The sequence below is a fragment of the Candidatus Dependentiae bacterium genome (assembly GCA_026389065.1).
Classification (GTDB): domain Bacteria; phylum Babelota; class Babeliae; order Babelales; family Chromulinivoraceae; genus JACPFN01.
This window is the reverse complement of the sequence record JAPLIP010000002.1, coordinates 1-6,783: the sequence shown is the minus strand read 5'-3', so window position 1 is coordinate 6,783 and position 6,783 is coordinate 1. Positions and strand designations below refer to the sequence as shown.

At 34.1% G+C, this 6,783-nt stretch carries 8 protein-coding genes; 5 read left to right on the top strand and 3 right to left on the bottom strand.

Annotated elements, in window-relative coordinates:
• Window positions 1–212: 212 nt before the first annotated feature.
• The 3 genes from NTU89_00055 (at window position 213) to NTU89_00045 (ending at window position 3,148) form a co-directional block, all read left to right on the top strand.
• Window positions 213–1,400 (top strand): hypothetical protein, encoded by a 1,188-nt coding sequence (locus NTU89_00055; GenBank protein MCX5922944.1) that lies wholly within the window; start codon window positions 213–215, stop codon window positions 1,398–1,400.
• Between the two features lie 86 nt (window positions 1,401–1,486).
• The gene (gene ychF / locus NTU89_00050; GenBank protein ID MCX5922943.1) at window positions 1,487–2,590 is read left to right on the top strand and encodes a redox-regulated ATPase YchF; all 1,104 of its coding nucleotides are present in this window, start codon (window positions 1,487–1,489) and stop codon (window positions 2,588–2,590) included.
• 33 nt (window positions 2,591–2,623) lie between these two features.
• Complete coding sequence (locus NTU89_00045; protein ID MCX5922942.1) at window positions 2,624–3,148, top strand: mechanosensitive ion channel; 525 nt, start codon at window positions 2,624–2,626, stop codon at window positions 3,146–3,148.
• Between the two features lie 58 nt (window positions 3,149–3,206).
• Here NTU89_00045 and NTU89_00040 read toward each other — a convergent pair whose 3' ends face one another.
• Window positions 3,207–3,851, bottom strand: coding sequence for a hypothetical protein (locus NTU89_00040; GenBank protein MCX5922941.1), 645 nt, complete (start codon window positions 3,849–3,851; stop codon window positions 3,207–3,209).
• A gap of 164 nt (window positions 3,852–4,015) precedes the next feature.
• Here NTU89_00040 and NTU89_00035 point away from each other — a divergent pair, with 164 nt between their 5' ends.
• Together NTU89_00035 and NTU89_00030 are read left to right on the top strand one after the other, a co-directional pair.
• Complete coding sequence (locus tag NTU89_00035; GenBank protein MCX5922940.1) at window positions 4,016–4,480, top strand: MerR family transcriptional regulator; 465 nt, start codon at window positions 4,016–4,018, stop codon at window positions 4,478–4,480.
• An 81-nt stretch (window positions 4,481–4,561) separates the two neighbouring features.
• The gene (locus tag NTU89_00030; protein ID MCX5922939.1) at window positions 4,562–5,035 is read left to right on the top strand and encodes a hypothetical protein; all 474 of its coding nucleotides are present in this window, start codon (window positions 4,562–4,564) and stop codon (window positions 5,033–5,035) included.
• Window positions 5,036–5,093: 58 nt separating this feature from the next.
• Here the strand turns inward: NTU89_00030 and NTU89_00025 are convergent, their stop codons facing one another.
• Both NTU89_00025 and NTU89_00020 read right to left on the bottom strand, forming a co-directional pair.
• Window positions 5,094–6,005, bottom strand: coding sequence for a hypothetical protein (locus NTU89_00025; protein MCX5922938.1), 912 nt, complete (start codon window positions 6,003–6,005; stop codon window positions 5,094–5,096).
• 34 nt (window positions 6,006–6,039) lie between these two features.
• The coding region (locus NTU89_00020; protein MCX5922937.1) for a hypothetical protein at window positions 6,040–6,783 on the bottom strand (744 nt) is incomplete at its 5' end.

The following is a 6,783-nucleotide window of genomic DNA, read 5'->3' as shown; positions in this document are numbered from 1 at the left end:
TAGACTCAACCGCGACAAGCAGCAGCGCATTTAATACAAATAGCCCTGTTGTGATAAAAACAATTTTACAATTAAATAGTTCCGGCACAGTAACAGGCTTGGTCTTATAAATTGACTTAACTATATTTTATTGCTGTATCCTGTGGTTACAGGCTTCGCGTAAAGCTTCGCCGGACATAACAAGCCACAGGAAATAAGAGAGTGGAGCTCATATGAAAAAACTATTTTACTTTTTAAGCATTTTTATGCTCAATGTTTTTATCCCCGCAAAATTGATACATTCTGATTTTAAAGCATACCAAACAGCGCAAAATCAATGGCAACAACAAATATCAAAAAATGGATCATCTCAAAATCAATCAGAAACGGTACAGGCCACAAGCAATAATTGCCCCGCTTGTTCGTCAAGCATTACATCAAAAAGCATTATTCCACCACTTAAAATAAGCATTCAAGACTCAAGCGGAAACATTTTATTTGTCTCATCTTTGATTCCTAATTCAAATTTTACGGTAGATAATGCAATCTTAACCGTGAACATATTTCCACCCTCAAACCCAAGCTTGTCAAGCGATGCCTCTTTTTATGTAATGACCACATTAAAAACTATTCATGGGTCTATTTTGCAAAAACAAATAAATCCAATGCCATCATTTCAAGGGTCAGTTAATCCTTTAACCTTTGACTCTTTGCCAGCATCAATTTCTATTTATTCAAGCTTGCCTGTTGCAACAAACAGCCAAGGATCAAATGCCACTCAATCTGGAATGGTAAAGCTGGTAACTTCAACATTTCTTCCATCTGATATGAACAAATATTCACTGCTGCAAAACCAACAACTTTTTAATCTTTTGTGCCCAATATCTCAAGAGTTTTTAATTCAACAACAGCCGGGAAATATGCAAATTACCAACACCTCTGGCACTCTTCAATGCGCAAACAACAATACGATAATTTCACTTCCAACTTCAGCGCCAACAACTGGTGAAGGCATTGCGCCTCTTGCATTTTCTATATCCGATGGCAGCACTATTTCAACTTTACAATTTACCGGAATTCATTTTAATTCATCAGACTTAGCACAAGGTCTTTACGCAACGATTCATATATTTCCTCCATCAACAAACAATGACCAAGGAGGCTACTTTTTAGTTGCGACTATAAAAACAGTTGATGGACTAAAATTAAGAAAACAAACTTTAAGCAACGTACAATTTAACGCGATTCCATCATCAGTTTTAGTAACTTCTGGCGTAAAAAACTCAAACCCAGTTTTAAGCTATAACTTTTTAGATATTAATCTGGCAAGCCAATCAATTTTTAATACCCAAAGCCCTGTGATTCTAAAAATGCTTATCTTGCAAGCTTCACCAGGAAAGACAACCGCTTTAATTTTATAGAAAGCGACCTGGTGCTTTTGTTGCAAACATGATATTCTAGACAAGAATAAAAGTATCGTTTCACGTTGATCTAAAAAATTAAAAATATGAATATAAAAGTCGGATTAGTTGGTTTACCAAACGTTGGAAAATCAACATTATTTAATGCCCTTACAAACTCTTCAGTTCCTGCAGAAAATTACCCTTTTTGCACGATTGATCCACACGTTGCAATCACCCATGTTCCAGATAAACGCATGGATGTTTTACAAGTAGCTTTCAACTCAAAAAAACAAGTCCCATCATCAATTTCTTTTGTTGATATTGCCGGCCTGGTAAAAGGTGCCGCAGAGGGACAAGGACTTGGAAATCAATTTCTAAGTAACATTCGTGAAGTAAATTTAATCTTGCATGTTTTGCGCTGCTTTGAAGATCCTTTAATTATTCGAGATCAAGGACCTATCGACCCTGTGAGCGATTATGAAACAATTTTAAATGAACTTATGCTCAAAGACCTTGAAAGCATTGAAAAACGATTGGAAAAAATTCCATCAGTTCTAAAACATCACAGCACTCCTCCTCAAGAAAAAAAAGATCTTGCAGAAGAAATGGAGCTTTTAAAAAATATAACTGCCGCTATCGACAAGCTCGATGCGCCTAAAATCAGAGCACTTATCACTGCATCAAAAATTGAAACAGTTCCATTATTAAGTTCAAAAAACTTTATGATTGTTGCAAATGTTTCTGAAAACGATGTTGAAAATCCTGAAAAAAATGTCCACGTTCAAAAAGTAATTGAAACTTTTGGAAAAGATCGCGTTGTTCCTGTTTGCGTCAGAATTGAATCAGAACTTTCAGGCCTTGAAGGCGATGAAAAGCAAGAAATGATGGACATGCTTGGTATTAAAACTCCAACGCTTAACACCCTGATCGAAAAAAGTTTTGAAAACCTTGGTCTCATTACATTTTTCACATGCGGCCCTCAAGAAATTCATTCATGGCCAATTGTAAAAGGAATCAACATTCGTACAGCAGCTGGAGAAATCCATTCAGATTTGCAACGAGGATTCATTTGCGCAGAAGTTTTCAACTACCAAGACATTGTTAATACCCCACTGTCAAAACTTAAAGACGTTGGCAAAATTCGCACAGAGGGCAAAGAATACATAGTTGCCAATGGCGATGTTATTGTCGTAAAATTTAACGTGTAGCAATTAAAACTTAAACGAAAGGAATTTTTTATTATGAATATTTTTGCAGTATCTAAAAACATAATTAATCAAATGCCAACTTTTGCATTGCCTCTTTTTTATAAATTCTCTTTTTGCTTTATAACCTTTGTTGCAACACGAATGGTTATTTCAGGAGTAACACCATTTATCCAGGATTTATGCAAAAAAAATGAACTTGATTATCACTCTTGTCACGTTTTAAATAAATTAGTTAGATATATTTTAATTGTTTTTGGAACAACTGTTGCACTACAAAACATTGGCGTAGAAGTTTCTATGCTCATTGCAACCTTTGGTATCACCGGTATCGTTTTAAGCTACGGCATGAAAGATATCGTTGCCAATTTTATTGCTGGCATTTTAGTGATGGGATACAAACACATCAAAATAAATGACTACATTAAAATTGATGGGCATGAAGGAAAAGTTGTCGATATTAACTTACGATACGCAACATTACAGTCTGATGACATGATGGTTTTTGTACCAAACATTGTTTTATACACTCAATCAGTTGCTGTTTTAAATAGAAAATAATTCTAAATTAAATAAAAAAGGGCTGCAGCATTTAATAAATGCTGCAGCCCTTTTTTATTTAAACTACCGACATCAAAGCAAGAAGCTCTTTCAAGCTTGCCGTATCATCACACTGCCCAACTGCAGAATTAACTGAATTTTTAAAACAGGTTTCTAAATGATCTGGCCATGACTCAATCTGTTTTAAAAAATCTTTCATTCCCTGCAAATCATGATCTTTTGCCATTTTTTTAACTAATTTTTCCGACTCATCTAAAATTTGTTTCATTTCTGATACATGTTGAGCCGACCTAATGTTGTTATCAAATTTTAAATATGGTTTTAATGTTTCATGGTTTAAAGATTGAAGCAGCTGCTTTGACGCAAACGCTGTTTTTTTTATAGCTTTTTCTAGCATTGCAGCTTGTGATTCGTTGACAAATTCAAATCGAGATCTTTGTTTATCGAATCTATCTTGCCTTTCTTTGTGCGCATCCGATAAATATGCCGACTCCCAAGCTTGATAAAAATCATCTTTTTGAACGGGAACTCTGTCGATTGAAAAATCCTCATGAATATTGCCCATATCATTTGTCTGGCTATGGGCAAACTCCTTGCCGCCGAGTAACTCTACATCAGTAGAAACTGATTTGTGTGAAACATAACGAGCACAAACATATGATCCTGATGCACAAAACAATGCAAAAACTAGTATTTTTTTCATAAAACCCCTTTGAAATTAATTTGGTAAAAATAGTTGAATGCCAGAATTAATCTAGCAAAAACTATAAAAAATGGTAAGAGATCATCCATAGATCAAACAAAAAATGTATGATATAGTTATAAACACAATTGGCTTTTTTGTTACCTTGGTAAATGGAAAAAAACATGTCAGAAAATAGAATTAAACGCGGAAAAGCATTTTTTTCGATATCTGCAGTATCTAAAATGTTCTCTGTGCATCAGCAAACGGTTCGGCTTTATGAAAAAGAAGGCTTTATCCAACCAAAAAGATCTGATGGCAACACAAGAATGTTTTCAGAAGAAGATGTTGAAAAGCTAGAAGAAATCATTCATCTTACTCATCAGCTTGGTATAAATTTAGCTGGCGTAGAAATGATACTAGAACTCCAAAAAAAGATTAAAAAAATGCAAACGGATATGAATAAGCTTTTTGCAACCACACAACAAGAACTTTCGCTAGAAACAAACAACAGAAAATCTCTTATTAAAAATTATTCTGATAAGCTTAAGGCTAAAAAAAATAACCCATCTGAATTTGCCACTGAAAAACCAGTATTCAAACAAACAAATTCATCATTTAAAGAGTGGGATATAGACTACGAAGAATAAGCTCATATAAAGTCAGTAACAGCAAAAAAATATACTTCTATTGCGACAAATATGTTCAACTAATTTAGAAAGGAAGATTTTATGAAACATGATACTTTTTTTGAAGATGATCAATTTGTAATTTCATATGAATTACTTCATGTTCTACATTGGCTTTTGAAACATGAAGAAGCTGAAATGTCTAGACTTATTACTCAAGCATTTATAAAAGGCTGCGAAGACAAAATACATCAACAAGACGTCTACGCAAAGATTCAACATTCAGACGAATTGCAAAACAGCGTTGTTAATTTTTTTAGTTTTTTAGAAGAACATATTGCAGCCATTTCGAACTCCGAAAACAATAGAAAAATTATGGATCAAAATATTATCAAAGCTCTTGATCATATTGATCCAAAAAGATTCGATTATGAAACCATTAAATCAACCGTTCTTGCAACTGCTGAAAAAATTAATCCAAAAAGCAAAACAAGCCCCAAAGATCTTTTCTTAAAAGAACTTTTAAGGCAATGGAATCCTAAAAAAGAGAAATCTAACACGACTTATTCAAACTAAATTTCGACATAAAAAAGCAAGCGGCATTCAATTTTAGAATGCCGCTTGCTTTTTTTACTTAATTCTTTATTGGGGCTAGCGCAACCTCATGATGAGTACCTTTTCGATTCATCACAACCTGTTCATTTTCTGGAAGAATTGTATTAATAAACGTTATAAATTTTTCTCTTCTTGGAAAATTACTACCCAAGCTCTCATCTTTCACATTACCAATAATTTTATCTAAAACATCAGCTCTTTGCTTTCCATCAAGGTCTTTCAAAGCATTTTTAATATTTATTTTATCTTCAAGGCTTAAAGATTTATTGGCATCATTTTTTTCCACAATGCTTTTTATTGAATCTGCAGCCCTTCCAACATCACCAAAGCCAAAGGAACTCATAATTTTTCGATACCAACTTTTTTCAACAGTCGAAAGCTTACTTTTTGAAGCGTTTTCCAGTTGTTTATTTTGCTGATCGGCTAAGGCAGTTTGTTTTTTTCCCAGCTCAGTACTAGATTGATCGTTATATTCTTTGTTATCAATGCTATTAAACTCACTCAGCATAAGCTCAGCACTATTCTCTTCTGGTCGTCCATTAAAATTAACATTATGAACAATCCCAACATCCTTGCGGCTAAAAAGCTTTTCACTAAGATCTGACTTACGGCGTTGTAGATCATGAAAGTTGAATTCAGCAGTCTTTTCTTCAGGAGAACCTTTAAGTGCTTTTTGCTTAAGTTTAGTGTTTTCAAGCTCTTCTTCTCTCATACGCTCTAAAGTATTCCGGTTCTCAGCTATCTTAGAAGCCCTGCTTTTATATTCTGCCTGACGCTTTTCATGCTCTGCATTCAAATCTGCCAATTCTTTAGCGTTGCGAGTTTTCATCTCAGCAAAACTTTCTACCCGAGCAGATCCATCCATTGCGCTCAAGGCTGGAGCCTGAGAAACAAAAGCTGACACTAAAAATAGATAATTTATCGACTTCATACATAGTTCCTTTTTTAAGATATAAAATTCAATTTTAAGATTGAGCTTTCATAATTGAAATCCCATCTTTGCCAACAGATACTTTTTCATTTTTTGGAAGCATTTTATTGAGCGCTTTAATAATAAGTTCTGATTTTTCTACGTGATATTTATTTTCTGGATTGTGCAAATAACTACTTATGACATCAAGTCTTTGAGTAGCAGAAAGATCTTTTAGCGCCAAAAGAATTGTAGTCGCATTCAAGCCCTCCCGAGTAAGTACATTCTTAGCATTCGCAACAGGACCATTACTATAAAAATAATCATTAATCCAATCTGAAGCTCTTTGTGTTAAACTTTTCTTAACTGTCGGCAGCTTGTCCTTTTCGTCAACAAATGAAGCCTTATCCAGAGTTATCAAAGATTTTTTATTTTCCCATTCAACTCTTTGCTTAGCTCTTAATTCATTCCACTGATCATTATGACGATTTGAAAGGTGCTCCAAATTAATAGGTAAATTTATTGTCCCATTCACTGTTTTTTGAGCATCTCGCCCCAAAACTTCAGTTCTAAATTTATTAACATCATCAGCAATGCCATTATAATTATTATCTTGATCAAAGTTGGTTTTAATACGATTGTATCTATCGCGCTCAGCCTGTTGTCTAGCTAGCAAATCGTTATCTTGATCATTAAAACGTTCTTTCATATCTGCAAAGATGTCTTCTGTCGGAGCTTCATGCATTGCACTCAAGGTAGGAGCCTGAGACATAAAAGCTGAAAGTAAAAATAGATAATT